Origin of the sequence: Ruicaihuangia caeni (assembly GCF_040536845.1) — a bacterium.
Taxonomy (GTDB): domain Bacteria; phylum Actinomycetota; class Actinomycetes; order Actinomycetales; family Microbacteriaceae; genus Ruicaihuangia; species Ruicaihuangia caeni.
Genome location: NZ_CP159582.1, coordinates 1839481 through 1863431, shown reverse-complemented (window position 1 = coordinate 1863431; position 23951 = coordinate 1839481). Strand labels below are relative to the sequence as shown.

Annotated in this window: 21 protein-coding genes; 17 read left to right on the top strand and 4 right to left on the bottom strand. The window is 66.8% G+C overall.

The window, feature by feature from the left end:
- The first annotated feature begins 178 nt into the window (after positions 1-178).
- From ABV606_RS08650 to ABV606_RS08630, 5 genes are read left to right on the top strand one after another with little or no spacing between them, the layout of a single operon-like run.
- A complete protein-coding gene (locus ABV606_RS08650; RefSeq protein WP_353987399.1) occupies positions 179-793 on the top strand; it encodes a TetR/AcrR family transcriptional regulator in 615 nt (204 codons plus the stop codon).
- A 31-nt stretch (positions 794-824) separates the two neighbouring features.
- Positions 825-1517 carry a winged helix-turn-helix domain-containing protein gene (locus ABV606_RS08645; protein WP_281488513.1) on the top strand — a complete coding sequence of 231 codons (693 nt, stop codon included), beginning with the start codon at positions 825-827 and terminating at the stop codon, positions 1515-1517.
- Positions 1498-2415, top strand: coding sequence for a mycothiol synthase (gene mshD, locus ABV606_RS08640; RefSeq protein ID WP_353987398.1), 918 nt, complete (start codon positions 1498-1500; stop codon positions 2413-2415). The genes ABV606_RS08645 and mshD overlap by 20 nt, the downstream gene beginning before the upstream one ends.
- Before the next feature lie 47 nt (positions 2416-2462).
- A complete protein-coding gene (locus ABV606_RS08635) occupies positions 2463-4670 on the top strand; it encodes an RNA degradosome polyphosphate kinase (protein ID WP_353987397.1) in 2208 nt (735 codons plus the stop codon).
- Positions 4667-5647, top strand: coding sequence for an NUDIX hydrolase (locus tag ABV606_RS08630; RefSeq protein WP_281488510.1), 981 nt, complete (start codon positions 4667-4669; stop codon positions 5645-5647). Before ABV606_RS08635 ends, ABV606_RS08630 begins: the two co-directional genes overlap by 4 nt.
- 56 nt (positions 5648-5703) lie before the next feature.
- Here the strand turns inward: ABV606_RS08630 and ABV606_RS08625 are convergent, their stop codons facing one another.
- Positions 5704-6372 carry an IclR family transcriptional regulator gene (locus ABV606_RS08625; protein ID WP_353987396.1) on the bottom strand — a complete coding sequence of 223 codons (669 nt, stop codon included), beginning with the start codon at positions 6370-6372 and terminating at the stop codon, positions 5704-5706.
- Between the two features lie 98 nt (positions 6373-6470).
- Between ABV606_RS08625 and ABV606_RS08620 the strand changes: the two genes are divergently transcribed.
- The 7 genes from ABV606_RS08620 (at position 6471) to ABV606_RS08590 (ending at position 13713) form a co-directional block, all read left to right on the top strand.
- Positions 6471-7034 carry a hypothetical protein gene (locus tag ABV606_RS08620; protein WP_281488508.1) on the top strand — a complete coding sequence of 188 codons (564 nt, stop codon included), beginning with the start codon at positions 6471-6473 and terminating at the stop codon, positions 7032-7034.
- 40 nt (positions 7035-7074) lie between these two features.
- A complete protein-coding gene (locus ABV606_RS08615) occupies positions 7075-7503 on the top strand; it encodes a hypothetical protein (RefSeq protein ID WP_281488507.1) in 429 nt (142 codons plus the stop codon).
- Positions 7504-7596: 93 nt separating this feature from the next.
- A complete protein-coding gene (locus ABV606_RS08610; RefSeq protein WP_281488506.1) occupies positions 7597-9159 on the top strand; it encodes an ABC transporter substrate-binding protein in 1563 nt (520 codons plus the stop codon).
- Positions 9160-9164: 5 nt separating this feature from the next.
- Entirely contained in the window at positions 9165-10169 is a 1005-nt protein-coding gene (locus tag ABV606_RS08605) for an ABC transporter permease (RefSeq protein WP_281488505.1), read from the top strand.
- Positions 10170-10183: 14 nt separating this feature from the next.
- The gene (locus ABV606_RS08600; RefSeq protein WP_281488504.1) at positions 10184-10978 is read left to right on the top strand and encodes an ABC transporter permease; all 795 of its coding nucleotides are present in this window, start codon (positions 10184-10186) and stop codon (positions 10976-10978) included.
- A 5-nt stretch (positions 10979-10983) separates the two neighbouring features.
- Complete coding sequence (locus tag ABV606_RS08595) at positions 10984-12693, top strand: ABC transporter ATP-binding protein (RefSeq protein ID WP_281488503.1); 1710 nt, start codon at positions 10984-10986, stop codon at positions 12691-12693.
- A 69-nt stretch (positions 12694-12762) separates the two neighbouring features.
- Positions 12763-13713 (top strand): arginase family protein, encoded by a 951-nt coding sequence (locus ABV606_RS08590; RefSeq protein WP_353988803.1) that lies wholly within the window; start codon positions 12763-12765, stop codon positions 13711-13713.
- Positions 13714-13747: 34 nt separating this feature from the next.
- Here the strand turns inward: ABV606_RS08590 and hutI are convergent, their stop codons facing one another.
- Genes hutI through hutH form a run of 3 tightly spaced genes read right to left on the bottom strand, consistent with a single transcriptional unit; the run spans position 13748 to position 18313 of the window.
- Positions 13748-15019: an imidazolonepropionase gene (hutI, locus tag ABV606_RS08585; RefSeq protein ID WP_353987395.1), complete on the bottom strand. Its 1272-nt coding sequence runs from the start codon at positions 15017-15019 to the stop codon at positions 13748-13750.
- Positions 15012-16736 carry a urocanate hydratase gene (gene hutU / locus ABV606_RS08580; protein WP_353987394.1) on the bottom strand — a complete coding sequence of 575 codons (1725 nt, stop codon included), beginning with the start codon at positions 16734-16736 and terminating at the stop codon, positions 15012-15014. Before hutU ends, hutI begins: the two co-directional genes overlap by 8 nt.
- Positions 16733-18313: a histidine ammonia-lyase gene (gene hutH, locus ABV606_RS08575; protein WP_353987393.1), complete on the bottom strand. Its 1581-nt coding sequence runs from the start codon at positions 18311-18313 to the stop codon at positions 16733-16735. Before hutH ends, hutU begins: the two co-directional genes overlap by 4 nt.
- 119 nt (positions 18314-18432) lie before the next feature.
- On the opposite strand from hutH, the gene ABV606_RS08570 reads away from it, so the two are divergent.
- The 5 genes from ABV606_RS08570 (at position 18433) to pstA (ending at position 23934) form a co-directional block, all read left to right on the top strand.
- Complete coding sequence (locus tag ABV606_RS08570) at positions 18433-19233, top strand: IclR family transcriptional regulator (RefSeq protein WP_353987392.1); 801 nt, start codon at positions 18433-18435, stop codon at positions 19231-19233.
- 10 nt (positions 19234-19243) lie between these two features.
- On the top strand, positions 19244-20317 hold the full coding sequence (locus ABV606_RS08565) for a phosphate ABC transporter substrate-binding protein PstS (protein ID WP_353987391.1): 1074 nt from the start codon (positions 19244-19246) through the stop codon (positions 20315-20317).
- 314 nt (positions 20318-20631) lie between these two features.
- Positions 20632-21732, top strand: coding sequence for a phosphate ABC transporter substrate-binding protein PstS (locus ABV606_RS08560; RefSeq protein WP_353987390.1), 1101 nt, complete (start codon positions 20632-20634; stop codon positions 21730-21732).
- 139 nt (positions 21733-21871) lie between these two features.
- Positions 21872-22825: a phosphate ABC transporter permease subunit PstC gene (pstC, locus tag ABV606_RS08555; RefSeq protein ID WP_281488495.1), complete on the top strand. Its 954-nt coding sequence runs from the start codon at positions 21872-21874 to the stop codon at positions 22823-22825.
- Positions 22822-23934, top strand: a complete 1113-nt coding sequence (pstA, locus tag ABV606_RS08550) for a phosphate ABC transporter permease PstA (RefSeq protein ID WP_422785371.1) — start codon at positions 22822-22824, stop codon at positions 23932-23934. The genes pstC and pstA overlap by 4 nt, the downstream gene beginning before the upstream one ends.
- The last annotated feature ends 17 nt before the right edge of the window (positions 23935-23951 follow it).

Sequence of the window (23951 nt, the reverse complement as noted above, 5' to 3'; positions counted from 1 at the left end):
TGCGGGGGCGGGTGCGGGTTCGCACGGGGACTCCTGATGCTGACTACAGGCCGCGATGGTCGATGCGGGTGCGCTCGCGGCCAAAAGTTCAGCACCCGCTCATCACTTTACCGTCTGGACGGTACAGTAGGCGAACCGCCAGGCGATCAGAGGAACGCGAGCCGGTACAGTGACGTCGATGGCCCGATCAGAGACGCCGGTGCGCGAGCAGATCATCGTCGCCTTTCAGCAGTTGCTGATCGACGACGGCGAACGCGCCGCCACGCTCGACGCGGTCGCGGCCCGGGCGGGAGTTTCCAAGGGCGGCCTGCTCTATCACTTCAGGAGCAAAGACGCACTCGTCAGCGCTCTGACGGAGAGGCTTCGCGAACTCGCCGACGCGGATGCCGCCGAGATGCGGCGAGCGCCCGAGGGAGCGGCCGTGCACTACGTGCGAGGCTCCGCTGAGGACGACTCCCCTCTCGACCGCACCCTGGTGGCCACCGCTCGCCTGGTCCAGGGTTCCGTCAAGACGGCACGGGATGCGATGCTGCACTGCCAACGGCAGTGGTACGAGGCGATCCTCGACGAAGTCGGCGACGCCGCCACTGCTTGGGCGATCCTCCTGCTCGGAGATGGCCTCTATTACAACTCGGTGCTCACCGGCTCGGCCCTTGACCCCTCCAAGACACCCGGCGCGGCGGATGCCGCACAAGAAGCCGTAAACGCGCCGCCGCACGACCTCGAGCGTCTGATCGAGATCGTCGAGGTGCTCAAGCGTCACGCGACCGAACGGCGCCGACGCGCCGAATAGACTGGGCACCCGCGAAGTCAGGAGGGTCGGCGTGGCGCGTGTGCTCGTGCTCAGCAACGCCACGGACTCGCCGCTGCCCTCGCTCGAACTGCTCGGTCACGCCGTGCGCACGCTGCCGGCGGACACTGCTTCACTCCCCCACGCCGCCGAGCATGATGTCGTGGTGATCGACGCGCGCGCCGATCTTCCGCGGGCGAAAGTGCTGTGCAAGGTCGCGGGCGCTGCCGCATCGGCATCCGCAGTGCTCGCCGTATTCGGCGAGGCGGCTCTCGCCGCCGTGCAAGTCGACTGGCAGTTCGACGACCTGGTGCTCACCACCGCGAGCCCGGGGGAACTCGACGCCAGGCTGCGCCTCGCCGTGGCGCGCGCGCATGAGCGTGGAAAGCAACCCATTCAAGCGTCCGGTGTGGTGATCGATGAGACGAGCTACTCGGCCAAGGTGCGCGGCGAGCCGCTCGACCTCACCTTCAAGGAGTTCGAGCTGCTGCGGTTTCTCGCAGCGAATCCCTCGCGCGTATTCACTCGGGAGCAACTGCTCAGCGAGGTGTGGGGCTACGACTACTTCGGCGGAACGCGGACCGTTGATGTGCATGTGCGCCGATTGCGCGCGAAGCTCGGCGACCTCGAGTCACTGATCGGTACGGTGCGGAACGTTGGCTACCGGTTCAATGTCACCGAGATGGTCGCCCCTGAAGGAGGAGCAGATGGCTCAGCAACGGGTTGAGCGCGAGACGCTTCAGCGATCGGACCCGACGGTCGAGCAATGGCTGCTCGACCTCGCTCGCCGCGCGGCCGACGCGGATGGCGCCGCACCGTTCAACGAGGCGAGCATGCTCGAGATCAGCGAGGTGGAACGGTTCTCGGCCGACGGGCGAACCGTGGGTGCGGCCATGCTGCGTCGCGATGCGGCGGGTGCGCTCGAGGCGGAGTTCGCCGTGGACCCGCGAGAGCGCGAGAAGGGATACGGCGCCGCACTGCTCGATGCGATCCTCGAGACACCGTTCTCTGCTTGGGCGCACGGCGACCATCCAGGCGCGCGCGCCCTCGCTGAGCGGTACGGCCTCCGTCGTGACCGCGTGCTGCTGCAGCTCATGGCCGACCTGATGGAGCGCGACGACGCGGATCGCGTTGGTGAGCGAGAGGTTGTCGGAGCCAACGTCGCTCGGGCGCCGGAGGGGTATCTGTTCGATCTGTTCCGCGAGGGCGAGGACGAGGCGGAGTGGGTCGCCCTCAACGCTCGGGTGTTCGCGGACCACCCCGAACAGGGCCGCATCACGGTCGAGACGCTCGCGCCGAGACTCGCTGAGAACGGCGCCGACGACTTCCTGGTGGCCAGGGATGCCGGCGGCCGGATGCGCGGCTACTGCTGGCTGAAGCTTGGCAGCGACGACCAGGGCGAGGTCGGCGAGGTCTATGTGATCGGCGTCGATCCTGGCGAAAGCGGACGGGGTCTGGGACGTGCCCTGCTGGAGGCCGGCTTGGCGCGGCTTCGGGCTCGCGGCATCCGCCGCTCGAACCTGTATGTGGAGGCCGATAACGAGCCTGCGCTGCGGCTGTACCGAGCCTTCGGGTATCGCGATCACACCGTGGACGTGCTCTACCGTCGCGATGCCGATCGCTGAGCGAAACCCGTAACGGTCTCGCAACCTGAAGGTGCCAGGATGTGCGCATGGAGCGCACGAGCAACCTCGACGACCCATCGGTTGCGACCGATCGTCTCGATGACGACACCGACGAGCTGCCGCCCTGGATCGACGGCGACGACCTGCCGGTCGACCGGTTCCTCGACCGCGAGTTGAGCTGGCTCGCGTTCAATCAGCGCGTGCTGGAATTGGCCGAGGACGAGACCGTGCCACTGCTCGAGCGGGTGAACTTCCTCGCGATCTTCGCAAGCAACCTCGACGAGTTCTTCATGGTGCGCGTCGCGGGCCTGAAGCGCCGCATCATGACCGGAATCGCGGTTCCGACGAATATCGGCACCCCGCCGAGGCAGGTGCTCGATGACATCAGCCGCAAGGCGCACGAGCTGCAGGAGCGCCACGCGGCGGCGTTCCGGGCGCTCGTGCCCGAGCTTGCCGAAGCTGGTATCGCGATCGAGACCTGGCAGCAGCTCGATGCTGATGATCGCGCGGCGCTCGACGAGGTCTTCTCGACCCGCATCTTCCCGGTGCTCATGCCGCTTGCCGTCGACCCCGCGCACCCGTTCCCGTACATCTCGGGCCTCAGCCTCAACCTCTCAGTCCGGGTGCGGAACCCCAACAGCGACAAGGTCGAGTTCGCGCGGTTGAAGGTGCCCTCGGTGCTGCCGCGGCTGCTACGACTTCCAGATGACGGCAGCGGGCGGTTGCGCTACCTGGCACTCGAGGACTTCATCTCGAACCACCTCGACGAGCTGTTCCCCGGCATGGAGATCCTCGAGCACCACGAGTTCCGCGTCACTCGGAACGAAGACGTGGAGGTCGAGGAGGACGAGTCGGAGAACCTCATTCAGGCACTCGAACGAGAGCTTCTGAAGCGCCGGTTCGGACCGCCGATCCGCCTCGAGATCACCGATGACATGGATGACGTGACCCTCCGGCTGCTCATGCAAGAGCTGGATGTCACAGAGGCGGAGGTCTACCGACTTCCTGCACCGCTCGACTTGAGCGCGCTCTTCGAGCTCAGCCGTATCGACAGGCCGGCGCTGAAGTACCGGAAGCACGTGCCGGTCACCCCGGCGCAGCTCGTTCCGGGCGAACCGACAGAGCGCGCCGACGTCTTCGCGGCGATCCGCTCACGCGACATCCTGGTGCACCACCCGTATGAATCATTCGCAACGAGCGTGCAGGCGTTTCTCGAGCAAGCGGCCTCCGACCCCGACGTGCTGGCCATCAAGCAGACGCTCTACCGCACGAGCGGCGACAGCCCCATCGTCGATGCCCTGATCGCTGCCGCGGAGGCCGGCAAAGCCGTGCTTGCGCTGGTCGAGGTGAAGGCGCGGTTCGATGAGGTCAACAACATCGGGTGGGCGCGGAAGCTCGAGAAGGCCGGCGTGCACGTGGTGTACGGGCTCGTCGGGCTCAAGACGCACTGCAAGCTCGCGCTCGTCATCAGACGCGAAGGCGACGAACTGCGGCACTACAGCCACATCGGCACCGGCAACTACAACCCGAAGACGAGTCGGGTGTACGAGGACATCGGCCTCTTCACCGCCGACCCGCAAGTGGGGAAAGACGTTACGCGGCTGTTCAATCAGCTGAGCGGCTACGCCATCGAGAAGAAGTTCAAACGGCTGCTCGTGGCGCCGCTGCACCTTCGCAACGGGCTGCTCAAACGCATCCGCGCCGAGGAGCAGAACGCGCGGGAGGGCAAGCCGAGCGGCATCCGCATCAAGGTGAACTCGATGGTCGATGAGGCGATCATCGACGCGCTGTATCGCGCGAGTCAGGCGGGCGTGCCCATCGACGTGTGGGTGCGTGGCATCTGCTCGCTCAAGCCGGGGGTGCGAGGTTTGAGCGAGACCATTCGAGTGCGTTCGGTGCTCGGTCGCTACCTCGAGCACTCCCGGGTCTTCTCGTTCGAGAACGACGGCAATCCCGCGGTGTTCATCGGGAGCGCCGACATGATGCACCGGAACCTCGACCGCCGCGTCGAAGTGCTCGTACGCCTCAGCGCCCCGGAGCACCTCGCCGAGATCGACGCGCTGTTCGACCTGGCGATGGCCGACACCACGGCTTCGTGGTGGCTCGACTCGGAAGGCGCCTGGACGCGCAAGAACCGGGGCCCGAGCGGCGATACTCTCGACGATATGCAGGACGTGCTGATGCGACGCCGATCGCTGCGGCGGCCTTCCTCAGGCGGTGGCGGCAGTCGCCGCCACGGGGGGAACCACTGGTGAGCGATTCTCGCGACGGCCTCGGTGCCGAGGTCGCGGGTGCCGCGGGCGTGCCCGTGCTCGCGGCGGGCGCGTTGTGCTGGAAGGCGGTCGGAGACGAGGTGCAAGTGCTCGTCGTGCGCCGCACCCAGCATCGCGATGTCTCGTTCCCGAAGGGCAAGCTGGAGCCGGGCGAGACGCTGCCCGAGTGCGCGGTTCGAGAGATCGCCGAAGAGACCGGGCTGTGTGTGGGGCTCGGCGCGCCACTCGGCACCATCGAGTACACGCTGCCGAGCGGCCGGCCCAAGATCGTCTACTACTGGCTCGCAGAGGTCGGCGAAGCGGCGATCGGCAATTCGACGTTCGTCTCGAACGACGAGATCGAATCACTCGAGTGGATGCCGATCGACCTCGCCCGGGAATCCCTGAGCTACGAGCACGACATCGACCTGCTCGATCGCTTCGCCGATCGTGTCGAGGCCGGCACCAACCGCACGTTCGCCATCATCGTGCTCAGGCACGGCAAAGCCGTCTCCCGAGACGCGTGGGACGGCCCCGACTCGACCCGCCCACTGCTCCAGAAGGGCGCCGACCAGGCCGCCAGCGTCGCTCACGGCATCGCTGCGTTCAGACCCAAGCGCCTGGTCACTTCGGATGCGACGCGCTGCGTGGCGACCATCGCGCCGCTCGCCCGGCTTGTCGGCCTCGACGCCAAGGAGAAGGCGGGGCTCAGCCAGGATGCCTGGGCCGATGGCAATGGACGGGTACCGCATATCGTGCGGCGCGTGTTCGACCGCGAGGAGTCGGCGGTGCTGTGCAGCCACGGCCCGGTGCTGCCCGAGATCGTCCACGATGTGGTCACGCGCACCGGCGCGGCGCTCGGGGATGAGCTTCGGCACGCTTCCTCACTTGGAACTGGCGACTTCTGCGCAATGCACGTCTCGGTGGGAGCACCGAACCATCGTTTGGTCGCGGTGGAGACGCACCAGCCGACGGTGTAGGGCTGGTCGGATCAGCCTTCACCGATCCGATTCGCGTCCGGCCGTTTCGACGTTCCTCAGGGCGCGCCAAGTGCGCGTGAGAGCGCCTCGCCCTGCTTGACCAGCTCCCGGCCGAACCGTTCGACATCGTCACGCCCGGTGCGATACGCAGGGGCGTTGATGCTGAGCGCCCCGACGATGGAGCCGGTCGGGCCGAAGACCGGCACAGCAGCCGCAACCACATCGCTGTCGGAACGGTGTGAGACGACGTACCCGTGGGGTGCGACCTGGGCGTCAAGAGCGCGACCAAGCGCAGTGCCCCTGCGCGGGATCACTCGTCCGGTCCACACAATGCTCTGCACCTCTCGAGTGGAGGGGATCTGCCGAAGGTAGAGCACTTCGTCTGAGCCCATGGGAACCCCGAGGCTCGCTGTCTCACCGGTTGCAGAGACCAGCTCGTCAAGGAAGTGGCCCGAAAGGTCGTAAACAGGGTCGTCGCGCAAGGCGGACGCAGCGAGCTGCTTCATTCCGATCCCGGCGTGATATCGGCCGCTGTCGTCACGCCGGATGAAGTCATGGTGAGCGAGAGTGCCCAGCAACCGAAGAGTGGTGCTCGGCGAAAGCTCCACTTCGCGCGCGATCTCTGACAGCGTCGCGGCCTCGGGCGCTTCGACCACCGCCTTGAGCACTCGCATCGCCCGGTCAACCGAGCGCGTTGCACCCCCGCCGCCGTCGTCTCCCGCCATCGCAATCCCTCCATTTGCCACCACGTGAAAACCTGTTGCGTCTAGTGGCAAGCATTCATATGCTGCACGATACACCAGACACTCAAGGAGGAGTTGCAGTGGTCGCACAAGGGACGGCAGCCGTCGCGCAGGCCGAGATACGAACCGAAGTCGAGTCAGTCGAAGCAGCGATCGCGATCATCGATGCGGCACGCGAAGCCATCTGGGAGAAGCCACCCGCGGAAGTGCTGGCTCTCGGCACGGGGCATGTGCCGCGCGGGACAGGCGCGAAGAACAACTACTTGTCGACGCTGATCTTCGCCGAGAACGAACTGCGCACGTTGACGGACGAGATCCTGTGGTTCGCCTGGGCCACAGCGACCCGGCACCCGGACATCGACCTTCGAACGCTCGTGACCTACATGGACGAGATCGCGCAGTACAAGGCGAACATGAACGACTATGTCGGCCTGCCTGAGGGCGGAGAGATTCTCAAGGTGTACGTCGGCGGCATCCGCATCGCGCAGAACGCAGACGAGTTCGCGAGGCTCACCGAGTCTGCGATGACGTACTTCAACCGCTTGCACGGCTGGGTCGACATCGTGTTCCCGTGGGGCCTGGTCGATGGATTCAAGCGCGTGAACCCGCTGCAGAAGATCATCGACGCGGCCGAGAAGCAGTGACCCACAGGCATACGACGAGAACGGACGCGAAGGAGCAGTCATGAGAATCGGTTTCAACCTCGCCGGCGAAGACGTCGCCGTGATCGAGATCTGGGAAGACAAGGTGCCCGAGCTCGCGGCGAAGATCAAGGACGCGCTGCCCTTCGCCACCTACCTTCAGCACGGCAAGCTCACCGGGGATCTGCTTCTGATGCAGACGAAGATCCTTGCCGACTGGGAGAACATCTTCTACCCCGAAGATCTCGCCGCTGAAGTGGCGGAGAAGAACACCGAGATCCGCGGAGCCGTGTCGTACTACGGCCCCCGGCAGCAGATCTCGATCATGTACGGCAATGACATTCCACCGGAACCGCTCCCGGTCTCAGCGATCGGCTGGGTGGTAGAAGGCGCTGACAAGCTCGAACTCATCGGCATCAAGACCTGGCTCGAGCCTGGAACGCGTGTGTGGATGACACTCCTCGAGGAGTGACCTCCGCTGCCGCGTGACGGATGCCGGCACTTGCGGCCGGCATCCGCGCCACTACAACTGAATACCGCTTGCATCCTTGCCAATGGAGTCAACATGCACACCTCGCGCACCACCCCTTCCGGTCGTGCCTCGGCGCCTCGCCGCGGTGGCAAGTCCGTTCTCGCCCTCCTCGCCGGCGCCACGCTCATGCTGAGCGCGTGCGCCTCCGACCAACCTTCCGAAGACCAACCCACGCGCCTGCGCGTCGGGTTGGTCTCACTGTCCACGTCGGACTCTCTTGATCCCGCCAAGGCGACCACGGTCGGCGGGTATGCGATCGCGCGGCAATTGTTCGACACGCTGGTGGAATACGGCACCGACGGCAAGGTGACGAACCGGCTTGCCGAGTCGCTCGAACCCGGCGATTCCGCCGACACCTGGACCCTGACCCTGAAAGATGCCAAGTGGTCGGACGGGGAGGACGTCACCGCCGACGACGTCGTGTACACCTTCAAGCGCTTCTTCGACGAAGAGCTGCCCCCTGCGAACTCACTGCCGTTCCTCACGGCAGATGGCGTCGAGAAAGTCGACGACACCACGGTCCGATTCAACCTGGAATACCCCACTGTCGTTCTTCCGGACGCTCTCACCTCGCCGACCATGGCGATCGTGCCGGAGGGTTTCGACCCGGAGAAGCCGATCGGCTCCGGGCCGTTCGTCTTGGCGAACCATGATCCTGGTTCGCGGGTGAGCTTCGACGCCAACGACGAGTACTTCCAGGACGGCCAGCCCGGCGTGGACACACTGGAGTTCATCTCGTTCCCCGACAGCAACGCCATGGTCAACGCTCTGGTTGGAGGCCAGATCGACGTCGCCTCTTCGATGGACCCCAGCCTCGTGCCGGTCGTCGAGGCCGGCGGCGATGGCTACAAGGTGTTCAACTATCCGACGAGCGGCACGCTCACCTGGCAGATGAATGTCGCCCAGAAGCCGTTCGACGACGTGAAGGTTCGACAAGCGCTTCGACTGGCCGTTGACCGGCAGCAGATCATCGACCAGGTCTACGACGGCTACGCCACGCTCGGGAACGATATCTTCTCGCCGTTCGACGAGGGCTACGACGACGGTTTGCCCCAACGAGAGCGTGACATCGAGCAGGCCAAGTCGTTGCTCGCTGAAGCCGGCTACCCGGACGGCGTCGACGTGGAGTTGACGGCCGCGCCGATCCAGCCGACCGCAGACCGCCAGAACGAGGTGCTCGTGCAACAGGCGGCAGAAGCAGGATTCCGCATTACGTTCAACAAGGTCGATGCCGCTACGTACTACGGCGACGCCTACGGCACCTACCCACTGTCGCTCTCGTTCTGGGGCCAGTTGAGCATCTTCGACCAGGCCGCGTTCACGATCGTGAACGACGCTCCGTACAACGCGACCAAGTGGCAGGATGACGAGTACAACTCGCTCTACGAGCAGGCAGTGCGCACCGTCGACGATGACGAGCGCATAGACCTGGTGCATCAGATGCAGCGCATCGAATACGAACGGGGCGCCTACGTCGTTGCGATCTTCGTCGACAACATCAGCGCCTACTCCGCGAAGGTCAGCGGCTACCAGCCGTATCCCAACGCGGACGGACCCAGCGGATATAACTTCAAGGACATGACCGTCAAGGAGTGATGTCGATGACGACGTCGGCGATAGCCCTGCGACGCGCGGCCGGAGAACACCCGATCGCACGCTACGTCGTGAAGCGGCTGATCGTCGGCGTCGTCATGCTGGCGTTCGTCTCCGTTGCAATCTTCTTCTTCACGCAGGCGCTGCCAGGCGATGTTGCCCGACAGGTGCTCGGACAGAGCGCGACGCCTGACCAGATCGCATCTCTGCGAGAGCAGTTGGGGCTCGATCGCCCGGTCGTCGTCCAGTACTTCGACTGGGTAGGCGGCCTGTTCACCGGCGAGCTCGGCCGCTCGCTCACCTCGGGGCTGCCGGTCGCCGAGGCAATTGCCCCTCGGGTAGCGAACAGTGCGGTACTCGTCGGCGTCACCGTGGCGATTCTGTTCCCCCTCGCGCTCGCGATGGGCGCGACCGCGGCCGCACGCCCGCGCGGGATCATCGACGGCATCGTCACAGTGCTGATACTCCTGGTCATCGCACTCCCCGAGTTCATCATCGCCATTCTCGTGATCGTCATCCTGGCGACCAACGTCGTGAAGCTCTTCCCGCCGACATCGATCATCGATTCATCGCAGCCGCTCTTCGCGCAGACCGACCTCCTGGTACTGCCGGTACTCGCTCTCGTGATCGGAGGCCTTCCCTACTTCACCGAATCGATCCGGACGACCCTGCGCGAGGAGCTCATGAGCGAGTACGTGACCTGGGCGCGTCTCACCGGCATCCGGGAGCGTCGAGTGCTCTGGCGATACGCCTTGCCGAACGGCATCGGTCCCGCGCTTCAGGTCGCCGGAACAACGCTCGTGTATCTCACGGGCGGCATCGTGGCAGTCGAGAGTGTCTTCGCGTTCCCCGGGATCGGCGCTGCACTCACCGCGGCCGTCGCCAATAGAGACCTCCCAACCGTGCAGACGATCACCATGCTGATGGCCGCGGTGGCGCTCATCATCTATCTCGTCGCCGACGTCTGCGGCATCCTGCTCACTCCCAAGCTTCGATCGGCGCTGGCGTCGTGAACACCCTGAGGAGAATGCGCCACGACGCGCGTGGCCTCACGGGCGGCGCGCTGGCTCTGGCCGTCGTGCTGCTGGCGCTGGTCGGACCGCTCGTTGCGCCGCACGATCCCGGCGCATTCGTCGGCAGACCCTTCCAATCGCCCGACAGTGCACATCCGCTCGGACTGGATGTGCTCGGGCGCGATGTGCTGTCGAGCTTGCTCAGCGGAGGACTGCTCTTCCTCGCCGAGGCAGTGGCGGCCACGATCATCGGGGTCGGACTGGGCGTACTCGCGGGGACCGTGCTCGCGACGCTGCCTCGTAAGCCGGCCGACATCGCACTGTCGTTCAACGACGCCCTCATCGTGCTGCCCCAGATCATCATCGCCCTGCTCGTGCTGACCCGACTCGGCTCGTCGCCGTTCACGCTCATCGCTGTCATCGCGTTCGCACATGTTCCCCAGTCGGCGAGGGTGGTTCGCGTGGCGGTGCAGCGGGTGACCTCAGAGGGCTACTTCGAAGCTGCCCGCGGGTTCGGCGCTCGGTGGGGGTGGCTGTTCTGGCGCGAGATCATGCCGAACATCACCGGCGTCGTCGTTATCGAACTCAGCATCCGCCTGGCGATCTCTTCGGTCGTGCTCGCGACACTCTCGTATCTGGGCTTTGGCGCGACCGCCGACGACTGGGGAAGCATGATCCACCAGAACCAGGGCGGTCTCACGATCCAGCCTCTCGCCGTTCTGGCTCCCGTCGCGGCGCTCGGCTGCTTCTTGGTCGGCGCGAATCTATTCCGCGACGGCCTCTCTCGCGCACTGGCGAAGGGAGCGTGAGCGACATGGCGACGGACACGGAGACCGGCGCGAGGGCGCTCGCCGTGGAGATCCAGGGCCTCGAGGTCTCGACCTACGACGGTCGGCCGATCCTCCACGCCATCGATCTGACCGTACCCAGGGGCCAGGTGCTCGGTCTGGCAGGAGAGACTGGCTCCGGCAAGTCGACGCTCGGGCTCGCCATGATGGGTCACTATCGACCGGGTCTGCGCCGCAGCAGCGGATCTGTGGTCGTTTCCGGACACGACCTTGCTTTGCTGAGCATGGGCGCTCTGCGCCGCCTCCGCGGGAATGAGATCGCCTATGTGCCGCAAGACCCGGTGATGGCGCTGAACCCCGCACTCCGGGTGCGAGAGGCATTCAGTGAGGCGGCTGGAGCGCATCAGCTGGCCACCGCCGATGCTGACGCCCGCCTGGTCCGGCTGCTCCAAAAAGTGGGACTGCCGCACGATCAAGCGTTCCTCAAACGCTACCCGCACGAGCTCTCGGGCGGACAGCAGCAGCGCCTTGCGATCGCCATCGGGTTCGCGCTCGAGCCATCGGTGGTTGTGATGGACGAGCCGACGACCGGTCTTGACTCGCCGACGAAGCTCGCGGTGATGGCACTTGTGCGCGAACTGAGCGAGAGCGTCGGCGCGAGCGTCGTGGTGATCAGCCATGACCTTCGGATGCTGATGGCGTTCACCGACCGCATGATCGTCATGTGCGAGGGTCGCATTGTCGATGACGCGGCGAGTTCAGCGCTTGAGCGCGAAGCGACGCACGCCTATACGCGGCGGCTGCTGGCGGCGCTCCCTGATCCGCTGGCGCATCGCTCACGACGAGAGAGTGGGAGCGGGGCGGTTGCGGCCAATGCGCTCGAAGTGCGCCAGCTTCGAGCCAGCTACAGCGGGATAGAGATTACGCACTCGATCGAGTTCGACCTCGCGTGGGGCACGTGCCTTGCGCTGGTCGGCGAATCAGGGAGCGGTAAGACCACTCTCGCGCGCTGCGTCGCCGGGTTCCACCACGAGTTCAAAGGCGAAGTGCACTGGAACGGGGAACGGCTGTCCGCTCGAGTCGGCCGCCGCACTCCGGAGCAGCTCGCCGGTGTCCAGTACGTGTCGCAGAACCCGTTTTCGGCGCTCAACCCGAGGCGATCCGTCGGTGCGAGCCTCGCTGCGGGTGCGAGACTCTCGGGAGGTCTGCCAGCCAAGGCGGCAGCGGCCGAAGCACGTCACATGCTCGAGCGGGTGGGCCTTCAGACGGAGCACTTCGATCGGATGCCGCGAGAGCTGTCAGGCGGCCAGCGTCAGCGGGTCGCGCTTGCACGCGCGCTGCTCGCTCGCCCCACGCTCCTGGTTTGCGACGAAGTGACATCGTCGCTCGATGTGTCGGTACAAGCAGAGATCGTGGCGCTGCTGCAGCGCCTGCAGCGCGAGGAACAGCTGTCCATGCTGTTCATCACGCATGACTTGGCACTCGTCTCATCGATCGCCGACCGCGTGATGGTGTTGAAAGAGGGGTCCTGCGTCGAGCAGGGCCCGGTGCAGCAGGTCCTCGAGCATCCGCGCGCCGAGTATTCCAAGCGGTTGCTCGCCCTCAATCGCACGATCGCCGACGAACGCATGGACCGGGAGTCGGCCCACGCCGGCGGTCCCGCGGCGTACCACACGACGCGAGCGGTCCACGTGCCGGCTGACCCGGCATCGGGCCTGCCTCGGGTGTCAGGGTAGTTGCATGACCGGGCAGCTCGTTCACCACCGAGGCGGAGGCGAACGCTCGTGACAAGCGTGCAGCTTCCGATGGATCCGCTATGGCCGCGTGCCGGCGGGTGGGCCGCGGATACTGACCCCGCGGGAGGCCCGGTAGACCTTGCAGTGCTCGGGGTACCAGCGCACCTCACGTCGCTGTCGCCGACCAACGCCCACTTGACGCCGAGGGAGATCCGCGACGCCTTGCGGCGGTACAGTCCCTGGGCGATGTCGCTCGGTGCCCCGAGCGGTGGCGTGACGGAAGGCCAAGCAAGGTCCGCGCGAGTCATCGATGTGGGTGATGTGGCTGACCCCGACGGCGATGGCGGTGAACGGCGCACCATTGCGCTGGTCGCTCGGAGCGCTGCTCAAGCCGAGCTCGTGGTCGCGCTCGGGGGCGACAACTCCATCACGGTAGCGACGGCGATGGGTGTTTTCGGAGACCAGCTCCACCGCGCTGGGTTGGTCACACTCGACGCGCATTTCGACCTGCGGGAGGGCATCTCCAACGGCTCGCCGGTGCGCCGCCTGATCGAAGCGGGGCTCGATCCCTCTCGGATCGTTCAGATCGGTATCGCAGACTTCGCGAACTCCGCTGAGTATGCGCGCCGTGCACGCGAACTCGGTATCACGGTCGTGCACCGCGACGAGCTGGTGGGCCGCGACGTGGCCGACGTGATGAAAGAAGCGCTCGACGTCGCTGGTGCCGCGGGAGGCCCGGTGCACCTGGATATCGACGTGGACGTATGCGACCGTTCCGTCGCCCCCGCCTGCCCCGCGAGCGTTCCCGGCGGTATTTCGGCATGGGAACTCCGCCGCGCCGCCCGATCCGCTGCCCGCGACCCCCGGCTCCGCTCCGCGGACATCGTGGAGATCGACGCGAGCGCCGACGCTCCCGACGGGCGCACTGTGCGGCTCGCCGCCCTCACCGTGCTCGAGTTGCTCACCGGAGTGCTGGAGCGGCCAGTTGAGTCGCCCGTTGGGCATGCTCGCGAATCCTGAACGATTCGGGCGGCTTGCGGCTAGCCAGGCGCGCTCAGCAGTGCTCGACGCCGCCCATCCACATGCGCTCGATCAGCGGCACTCCGGGCCGATACGCCAGGTAGGCGTGCGAAGGGCCGCGGAGCACCACCAGGTCGGCACGCCGACCGGGGGCGATCACACCGATGTCGTCCCGTCGCAGTGCCCTCGCACCGCCGGCTGTCGCCGCCCACACGGCCTCACCGGTCGTCATACCCATCTCACGCACGGCGAGCGCCACCATCAGCGGCATCGAGGAGGTGAATGAAGAACCGGGATTGCAATCAGAAGCGAGCGCGACCGTCACCCCGGCGTCCAGGAGCCTGCGGGCGTCGGGATACGGCTGCTTGGTCGAGAACTCCACGCCCGGAAGAAGCGTGGCCACTGTCTCAGACCCGGCGAGCGCCGCGACATCCGCGTCACTGAGAAACGTGCAGTGGTCGACGGATGCCGCTGAGAGCTCGACCGCGAGTGCCACTCCCCCTCCGGCGCCAAGCTGGTTTCCATGCACACGGGGCATGAGGCCTCTCATCGAACCAGCCTCGAGCACGCGTCTCGATTGCTCCACGGTGAACGCGCCGGTCTCGCAGAAGGCGTCGATCCATCGCGCATGTGGAGCGCAGGCATCGAGCATCTCGCCACAGACGAGGTCGACATACTCGTCGGCACGGCCCTCGAACTCCGGGGGCACGACGTGAGCGCCGAGGAACGTCACCTCGGGCGTCACCTCGCGCGCAAGCCTCACTGAAATCGCTTCGGTCGCAGCATCCAGTCCGTAACCGCTCTTCACCTCGAACGTGGTCGTTCCTTGGGCACGCAGTTCATCGACGAGGCGCCGCAGGCTCGTGCGCAGCACCTCCTCGCCGGCGGCGCGCGTCGCGGCGACCGTCGAGCGAATGCCGCCCGCCTCGTAGCGATGGCCAGACATGCGCGCAGCGAACTCAGCGGATCGATCACCGCCGAACACGAGGTGCGTGTGGCTGTCGACGAAGCCTGGGATCATGGCGGCGCCGTCCGCATCGACGACCGCATCGGCGCCCTCCGGCGCTCGATGAGCGGGGCCTACCCAGGCGATGCACTCTCCTTCGATGAGCACAGCGGCGTCGCGGAGCACGCCAACCGCACCGTCTGCGTCGGATCGACCCTTCGGAACCGTCGCGTCAAGGGTCGCGTCGTTGGTGACGAGTTCCCCGATGCCAGTGATGAGGAGCGTGCGCTCGGCGGCGTCGGCGGCCGTAGCTGGTGCGGCGAGCTGGTCGCCATCGTGCTCGGCGATCACGTCAGCCATCGGCACCGTCGATCATCGGCAGGCGAAGGCCGCGCTCGCGGGCCACCTCGACCGCGCGCTCGTAGCCGGCATCCGCGTGTCGCATGACCCCGGTGCCCGGGTCATTGATCAGCACGCGCTCCAGCTTCTGCGCTGCCAGCGGTGTGCCATCGGCGACGACCACCTGGCCAGCGTGGATGCTTCGGCCGATACCGACCCCGCCGCCGTGGTGGATCGAAACCCACGTCGCGCCAGAGGCCGTGTTGAGCAGCGCGTTCAGCAACGGCCAGTCGGCGATCGCATCCGAGCCGTCGGCCATGGCCTCCGTTTCGCGATATGGCGACGCGACCGATCCCGAGTCGAGGTGGTCACGACCGATCACGATCGGCGCTCTCAGCGCGCCCGAGGCGACAAGTTCGTTGAATCGCAAGCCGGCGAGGTGGCGTTCCTTGTATCCGAGCCAGCAGATCCTGGCGGGCAGCCCCTCGAAGTGCACCTTCTCGCCGGCCTGGGCGAGCCAGCGACGGAGTCCGGCGTCGCCGGGAAAAAGCTCCATCACCGCTCTGTCGGTCACCTCGATGTCGTGCGGGTCACCGGACAGAGCGGCCCAGCGGAAGGGCCCCCGCCCCTCGGCGAACTGAGGCCGGATATAGGCCGGGACGAACCCAGGGAACGCGAACGCCCGATCAAACCCACCGAGTTGAGCTTCGGCACGGATCGAGTTGCCGTAGTCGAACACTTCGGCTCCGGCATCCTGGAACCCCACCATCGCACGCACCTGCTTCGCCATCGATGCACGCGCTCGCAGAATGAACCCGTCGGGGTCGCGCTCGGCGGCGGCCCGCCACTCTGAGACCTCGATGCCTTCGGGCAGATACGACAGCGGATCATGCGCGCTGGTCTGATCGGTCACCGCGTCGAACCGGATGCCACGATCGAGCAGTTCGGTGTAGACGGTCGCCGCGTTGCCAACCACTCCGACCGAGCGCGCCTCACCGGCGTCACGCGCGGCAAGCGCCCGCCCAAGTGCCGCGTCGAGATCGCGGCTGTACTCATCGAGGTAACCGCGCTCGGCGCGCCGAGCGAGCCTCGACTCGTCGACGTCCGCGATGAGCACAGCGCCCCCGTTCATCGTCACCGCCAGCGGTTGGGCCCCACCCATGCCGCCGCACCCCGCGGTGAGAGTCAGCGTGCCCTGCAGCGAAGCGGAGGCGAGATCCCCACCGCGTTTCACCGCGAGTGACCGCGCGACCGCCGCGAAGGTCTCGTACGTGCCCTGCAGAATGCCCTGAGTTCCGATGTAGATCCAAGAACCCGCCGTCATCTGCCCGTACATCGTGAGGCCCAGGGCCTCGAGCCGACGGAACTCGGGCCACGTCGCCCAGTCGCCGACCAGGTTCGAGTTCGCGATGAGCACGCGCGGCGCCCACTCGTGGGTGCGGAACACGCCCACCGGCTTGCCCGACTGCACCAGCAGCGTCTCATCGCGCTCAAGGTCGCGCAGCGCTTCGACAATGGCGTCGAACGACTTCCAGTCTCGCGCGGCCTTGCCGCTGCCCCCGTACACCACCAGCTGGTCCGGATGCTCCGCCACCTCGGGGTCGAGATTGTTCATGAGCATGCGCAGCGGTGCCTCGGTCTGCCACGACTTCGCGGAGAGCGCCGTGCCGCGCGCGGCGCGCACCGGCGCACGTTCGGTCTGCTGCGGCGTCTCTGCCAGAGGTGAACTGTCGATCATCGTTCCTCCTTCTCGAAAACAGGCGACGACATAGCGGCCTCCACCACCCGCCCTTCGAGCACCAGGGCGGTGATCGATTCGATCTCGGGCGAGAGGAAGCGGTCGTGCGCGGGCTCGCCCGTCACTTCGGCGACAAGATCTCGCACCGCCGAGGTTGCGGGCGCGGGCTGCAGCGGCGCTCGCAGGTCGAGCGCGCGCACACCGCACAGCAACTCGATGGCGAGCACCCGAGCAAGACCATCGATGGCGCGCCGGAGCTTGCGGGCAGCCGCCCAGCCCATCGAGACGTGGTCCTCCTGCATCGCCGAGGACGGGATCGAATCGACGGACGCGGGCACGGCCAACCGCTTCAGCTCAGACACGATGCCCGCAGCGGAGTACTGCGCGATCATGAGCCCTGAATCGACTCCCGGCTCATGAGCGAGAAACGCCGGCAGCCCGTGACTGCGCGCGGGATCCAGCGCACGATCGGTGCGACGCTCCGAAATGCTCGCCACGTCGGCGATAGCGATGGCCAGGAAATCAAGCACATACGCGACGGGGGCGCCATGGAAGTTGCCGTTCGACTCAATGCGCCCGTCGACCGTGATCACCGGGTTGTCGATCGCACTGGCAAGCTCTCGCTGGGCGATGGTGCGCGCGTGCTCGAGTGTGTCGCGGGCTGCGCCGTGCACTTGGGGTGAGCACCGCAGAGAGTACGCGTCCTGCACTCTTGTGTCTTCAGGACCGCGGTGACTAGCGACCATCGGCGACCCCGCGAGCACGGCGCGCATATTCCTCGCGGAAGCCGCTTGTCCCTCCTGAGGTCGGAGCGCTTGCAGATCCGCAGCGAACACCGCATCCGTACCGAGTTGCGACTCCACGCTGATCGCTGCCGCGATATCGGCGGTGGCGAGCAGCACGTCGAGGTCGTGCAACGCCAGTGAGAGATGCGCCAGCATCCCGTCTGTGCCATTGATGAGAGCCAGCCCCTCTTTTTCGATCAGCTGGAGCGGCTCGATGCCGGATGCGGCGAGCGCGCGTGCGGCCGGCATGCGCGCTCCCGAAGCATCCCGCACTTCGCCCTCGCCCATTGCTGCGAGCGCGACGTGGGCGAGGGGTGCGAGGTCGCCGGAGCAGCCGAGCGACCCGTACTCGCGCACGATCGGCACGATGCCGGCGTTCAGCAGGTCGGCATACGTCTGAGCGACGACTGGCCGCACACCGGTACGGCCGGTCATCAGCGTGGACAGCCGCAGCAGCATGAGGCCGCGGACGATCTCTGTCTCGATCTCAGCGCCCGTGCCTGCCGCATGCGAGCGGATGAGACTGCGCTGCAGCTGGGCGCGACGGTCGGGTGCGATGTAAGTCGTGGCCAGCGCCCCGAACCCCGTCGAGATGCCGTAGTGCGCACGACCGGTGTCGGCTAACTCGGCGACGAGGGCCCGGCTTGCTTCCACCCCGGCCAGTGAGTCGGGGTCGAGTACCACTCTCGCTCTTCCGCGCGCGACGGCCACGACCTGCTCAACCGGCACAGGACGCGAGTCGACTATGACCTCGCCGACCTCTGCTTCAAGCTGCCCGGACTTCGATGTCATGTTTGCATCCCAGCGCACCCGCTGTGCCGCGTATAGTCGAAAGCGATCGGATGTGTCTGGGATACCAGACGTGGCCCCGAAATCGACGGCGGTTTGTCGGCGCCGCACGAGGGAGCATCGTGGGAGATTCGAGCGCGGTACCCGCTGCTGAGCAGGCGCTCGGCATCCTGAGCTACATGGCGCGCCAGCGAGGCCCCGTGACCGCTGCGGCGATTGCGAACGCCCTCGCCGTCCCCCGCTCCACCACCTACCATCTGCTGTCGGTGCTGATTCGCCAGGGATTCGTGACACACCTGAGCGAGCGACGCCGCTACGGACTGGGCGTATCAGCACTCGAGCTCGGCACCGGTTACGCGCGCCAGGAACCGCTGGCCCAGCTCGGACGGCCGCTCGTGGAGACTCTCGCCCGCACTACCGGGGCGAACGCCCACCTGGCGGTCATGCACGGCACCGACGTGCTGTACATCGTCGAAGAGCGGCCGCGCCGAGCGCCGCGGCTGGTGTCAGGGCTGGGGGTACGCCTGCCGGCCCACCTGACGGCGAGCGGAAGGGCAATGCTCAGCGCCATGCCCACCGAACAGTTCTGGGCGCTGTACCCCGATCGCGAGATGCTGGTCGAGCGCACGGGCCGCGGCCCCCGGACGGTGGCGGAGTTGCGCGACTGGCTGCGAACCGCGCGCGCCCGAGGGTACGCCACTGAGGTGAGCGAGGTCACGCAGGGCCTAGTCTCGGTGGGCCTACCGGTGCTCGATCATCTGGGCTGGCCGACCGCTGCGATAGCGCTGACCTTCCCAGAAGCCGATGGCCGAGCGCTGGACGAGGTCGCTGATGAGATCCGGCCGGCCTCGCAGGAGCTCTCAAGGCGCATCGGAGGCGTCCCAGCACGCCCCCTTCACCGAGACGTCACCAACCGGCCATAGGCTGTTCAGCATGCGTCGCGCCCTTCTCGTCACGACCGCCATGATCCTCGTGCTCCCCCTCGGCGGTTGCGCGGTGAATGAGCTCGGGCTCGAGGGCAAGGGCGAGTACCACGGCACGCTCGTCGGAAGCGGTGCTTCGTCGCAACAAGCCGCGCAGGAGGCTTGGATCGCGGGGTTCCAATCGGCCAACGCCGATGCGACCATCGAGTACGACCCCTCAGGATCGGGCGCCGGCCGCGACAGCTTCATCGCGGGCGGCAGCATGTTCGCCGGCTCCGACCGGGCGCTCCATATCGACGAGATCGAATCATCGCATTTCGCCGCGTGCGCCGAGGGAAGCGGCATCGTCGAGGTTCCCGCGTACATCTCCCCCATCGCGGTCGTGTTCACGCTCGAGGGCATCGACCGCCTCGATCTCGACGCCACCACGATCGCCCGCATCTTCTCCGGGGAGATCACGCGGTGGAACGCCGAACCGATCGCCGCGAGCAATCCAGGTGTCGACCTTCCCGATCTCGCAATCACCCCAGTGCACCGCGCCGACGACTCGGGCGTCACCGAGAACTTCACCGAGTACCTCTCGGTGGCGGCTCCGGACGCCTGGCCCCACGAGCCCGACGGCGTCTGGCCCATCACGAACGGCGAGGCGGCACCGCAGACCTCCGGCATGGTCGCGGCCGTGCGGAACGGCGTGGGCACCATCGGCTACGTCGACGCCTCACGGGCCCAGGGGCTCGGCGCAGTGGCAGTGAAGGTCGCTGACGAGTTCGTGCCGTACTCGGCCGAGGCAGCGGCCGCGGTGGTCGACGTCTCGAAGGTGGAGCCGGGCCGCGGACCCGCAGACCTCGCGTTCGATCTCGACCGCACGCCTTCAGCATCCGGCGTCTATCCGATCGTGCTCATCAGCTACCTCATCGCCTGCCAGGAATACCGGGAACCAGCCATCGGTGAACTCACCCGGGGCTTCTTCGAGTACGTGATCAGCGACGAGGCCCAGCGCGCCGCCCAGGAGCATGCGGGCTCCGCGCCGATGTCGGCGAGCCTGCAGCAGCGTGCCGCCGAAGCGGTCGCTACGATCCACTGACGGCTGCCATTCCGGATGCCGTCGGGCATCGCCGCGCCGCAGGACCGCGCTCACGGGACCGCGCTGGCAATCCCGGGCGCAGTCGCGCCGGCAGGCCGCCAAGCGGCGCCGCCTCTATTCCCTCTGACAAGCGTCCGCGTGCTGGCCGCGCAGACGTACTGCGCCGCCACGCCGCCAGCAATGCAGCCACGCGCTCACATCCTGTTCACCAGCCGTTCACCGAACGTGGCCACGCTTGTTAACCGACGTTCCTAGCCTCGACCGAGGGCCGCAACGGTCCGAACGGAACATCACATTCCCCCGAAAGGAACACCGTGAACTTCAAGCGTTACGGCAGCGTCGCTGCCATCGCTGTCGCGGGCAGCCTGCTGCTCGCCTCGTGCGCTTCGAACGAGGGCAACACCGGGTCGAACGCCGGCGAGGGCACCCCGTCGACGCTCTCGGGCACCCTCGTCGGCGCGGGCGCGTCGTCGCAGCAGTCGGCCCAGGAGGCATGGGTCGCTGCGTTCCAGACCGCGAACCCCGACGTGACCGTCGAGTACGACCCGGCCGGTTCCGGCGCGGGCCGCGACACCTTCATCGCCGGCGCGAGCTCGTTCGCGGGCTCCGACCGCGCGTTCAAGGACGAGGAGATCGCCGAGGACAACTTCGCCTCGTGCGTGCCGGGCACCGGCATCGTGGAGCTTCCCGCCTACATCTCGCCCATCGCGATCATCTTCAACCTCGACGGCATCGCGACGCTGAACCTCGACGCCGACACCGTGGCGAACATCTTCGCGGGCAACATCACCAAGTGGAACGACCCCGCGATCGTCTCGCAGAACGAGGGCGTCGAGCTGCCCGACCTCGCGATCACCGCCGTGCACCGCGCAGACGACTCGGGCACCACCGAGAACCTCACCGACTACCTCGCTGCGGCCGCACCCTCGGTGTGGACGTGGGAGGCCGACGGTGTGTGGCCGATCGAGCACGGCGAGGCTGCTCCCCAGACCTCGGGCGTGATCGACGCCGTCACCAACGGCACGGGCACGATCGGCTACGCCGACGCCTCGCGCGCAGGTGACCTCGGCACCGTCGCAGTCAAGGTCGGCGACGAGTACGTGCCGTACTCCGCCGAGGCTGCCGCGGCCACCGTCGACGCATCGCCCCTGGTCGAGGGCCGCGGTGAGGGCGACCTCGCCATCGAGCTCGACCGCGCCAGCACCGAGTCGGGCGTCTACCCGATCGTGCTCATCAGCTACCTGATCGCGTGCAACGAGTACGAGGACGCCGCTCAGGCCGAGCTCACCAAGGCGTACCTCGAGTACATCATCAGCGACGAGGGCCAGCAGCTCGCCGCTGAGAAGGCCGGTTCGGCCCCCATCTCGAAGACGCTCTTCGAGAAGGCGTCGGCCGCGGTCGCAGCCATCAAGTAACACCTTTGCACCACAGCTCTGCCCGGGACCGAGCTCGCTTGTGTGAGCGGCAAGGCCCCGGGCAGACTGAGGTGGTGGCCGATGTCATCACCCCGTTCAGAGCCCCATTCCCCCACCGCATCAAGGAATCGCCCCTCAGATGACTTCCGCACCGGCCAGACCAGCCCGCATCACGGCGAAGAAGCGTCTCGGCGACCGCCTCTTCTCGGGCGGTGCGACCACTGCGGGAGCGCTCATTCTCGCCATGCTCGCCGCCGTGGCGAGCTTCCTCGTGCTGCAGGGCGTGCCCGCGGTCACTGCCGACCCGCGCGACATGTCGATCCTCGCCGGCCACGAGAACTTCTGGACCTACGTCTGGCCTCTGATCTTCGGCACGCTTTGGTCGGCCGCACTCGCACTCCTCATGGCGGTGCCGCTCTCGATCGGCATCGCGCTCTTCATCTCGCACTACGCGCCGCGCCGCATCGCACAGGGACTCGGCTACATCATCGATCTGCTCGCCGCGGTGCCCTCGGTCGTATTCGGCCTGTGGGGCGCCAACACCCTCGCGCCCGCCGTGCAGCCGTTCTACACGTGGCTCAACGACAACCTCGGGTGGTTCCCGCTGTTCAGCGGCCAGGTGTCAGGAACAGGGCGCACGATCCTGACAGCGTCCATCGTGCTGGCGGTCATGGTCCTCCCGATCATCACCGCGCTCTGCCGTGAGATCTTCATGCAGACGCCAGTGCTGCACGAAGAGGCCGCGCTGGCCCTCGGCGCGACCCGGTGGGAGATGATCCGCATGACCGTGCTGCCGTTCGGGCGCTCGGGCATCATCTCGGCGACCATGCTCGGCCTCGGCCGGGCGTTGGGCGAGACGATGGCGGTCGCGATGGTGCTCTCCTCCGCCGGAGTCGTCACGTTCCAGGTGCTCACCTCCACCAACCCGAGCACGATCGCTGCCAACATCGCGCTGAGCTTCCCCGAGGCATACGGGCTGAACGTGAACGTGCTGATCGCCACCGGCCTCATGCTCTTCGCGATCACGCTCGTCGTGAACTCGATCGCCCGCTGGGTCGTGAACCGGCGCAAGGAATTCTCGGGAGCGAACTGATGACGACGACGCAGACCCGGACGGATGCCGCCCACAGCTCTGGGAACGGGCTCGAGAACGCGTACGCCCACGGCCGCCTCGGCAGACGAGTGCCGTGGCTGGTGCTCGGCGCCACCATGCTGCTCTCGATCGTGGCGTTCGCGCTGCTCGCCGCGGCCGGCAGCACCGACGGATTCAACATCGTCGGGGCGATCATGGTGGGAGCGCTCGGCTACGGCGTGGTGATCTTCATCACCTCGTTGCTGGTGGAGGGCATGCGGCAGGCGAAGGACCGTCTGGTGACCGCGCTCGTCACCACCGCCTTCATCATCGCGCTCCTGCCACTGATCTCGTTGCTCTACACGGTGGTCGTGAACGGCCTGCCCCGTTTCGACGTCGAGTTCTTCACCTGGTCGATGCGCAGCGTCGTCGGCGAAGGCGGCGGCGCCGTGCACGCCATCGTGGGCACTCTGCTCATGACGCTCACCGCTGCTGTCATCTCGGTGCCCATCGGCCTGATGACTTCGATCTACCTCGTCGAGTACAGCCGCGGCGGCCCGTTGTCTCGCGCCATCAACTTCTTCGTCGACGTGATGACCGGCATCCCGTCGATCGTCGCCGGTCTGTTCGCGTACGCGGTGTTCGCGCTGATCTTCGGTCCCGGCATCCGACTGGGAATAGCAGGCGCGATCGCGCTGGCGGTGCTCATGATCCCGGTCGTCGTGCGCTCCAGTGAAGACATGCTCAAGCTCGTGCCGAATGAACTGCGTGAGGCTTCATACGCGCTCGGTGTGCCGAAATGGCTCACCGTGCTGAAGATCGTGCTGCCGACCGCGATGGCCGGTATCACCACCGGTGTCATGCTCGCGATCGCGCGCGTGATCGGCGAGAGCGCGCCGCTGCTGGTGGCGGCCGGCTTCACCGCCAACCTCAACTACGACCTCTTCGACGGTCGGATGCAGAGCCTGCCACTGTTCGTGTACAACTCGTACATCGCCCAGGGCACCGACGCGCAGGCCTACCTCGACCGAGCCTGGGCCGGCGCGCTGACCCTCATCCTCATCGTGATGGCGCTCAACCTGCTGGCGCGCCTCATCGCCAAGATCTTCTCGCCCAAGAAGGGCAGATAGCCTGACCTCGTCACCGC